The sequence below is a fragment of the Thermosulfurimonas dismutans genome, from assembly GCF_001652585.1.
Taxonomy (GTDB): Bacteria; Desulfobacterota; Thermodesulfobacteria; order Thermodesulfobacteriales; family Thermodesulfobacteriaceae; genus Thermosulfurimonas; species Thermosulfurimonas dismutans.
Map to the genome: position 1 here is coordinate 1 of NZ_LWLG01000041.1, position 906 is coordinate 906.

A 906-nucleotide genomic window follows, 5' to 3' on the forward strand; every position below is an offset into this window, starting at 1 on the left:
AGGCTGAAGACCCAAAAGCCGTGGTCATCTAGCCCGGCCGGGTTCCAGGTGTACTGGAAGTCCGGCGTAAGGGCCAGATGCTCGTTAACCTGGTATCGATAGAACACCTCAATATGGTACTCGGTGTCCGTGTCGATCCTCACCCCCTCACGACCAGCGTAAACCCCTTCCTTCTCCCAGTAGTCCTCATAATCGTCAGCCAGCAGAAACATGGCCAGACCTATACCCAACTCATCCTCCGCACGCCCCCAAAACCTCCCGGAAAGAGACACACCTCCGGTAAAGGCGTGTTCGAATCCATAAGAAAAATCCGTAGCCTCAGGATCAAAAGCGCCACTCTCATCGTAGTTCGCATAACCCACCAGATCCTCTCCCCTGTATCCGTAACGGAAAAATAAACCTATCCCCTCCGCTACCTCCTGGTCAAACGAAACCCCGAAACCCCACGCCGGATCTTCGTTTTCCGGCTCGATCTTTTGGGCAAAATAGTCCTCAAGATCATCCCACTTCAGGTGTTTCTCCCCCTGATACCATACGTAGAAACGATAGTTCCCGGAATGCCCCAGAAAATTGCTGCTCACCGCAAGCTGCCCCACCAGAAAGGGATAATCGAAAAGGTCTTCCCAGCCAGAGTCCGCGTCCTCGTAGCCCAGCGTAAAACTCCACCTCTCGGCCTCGTAACTGGCCACCACCCCAAAACTGTAGGAGGCCCACTCCACCGCCGGATTGTTCACAAAAACCGGACTCATAAACTGCCCGTTTTCGTCGTTGGCATACTCGTTCTGATCCACCTCCGTGGTTACGTCTATCTTCCCAAATCGAAGCCTAAACTTCCCTCCACCAAGGACCCAATCCCTCTCGTACCAGGCCTCACTCACCCGCACATCCCCATCCTCGGTCTCCACC

General features: G+C 54.3%; 1 protein-coding gene. It reads right to left on the bottom strand.

Annotated features, from left to right (window positions below):
- Positions 1-878: carbohydrate porin (locus TDIS_RS10610; protein ID WP_161939528.1), on the bottom strand; the 878-nt coding region annotated here is incomplete at its 3' end.
- Positions 879-906 lie beyond the last annotated feature (28 nt).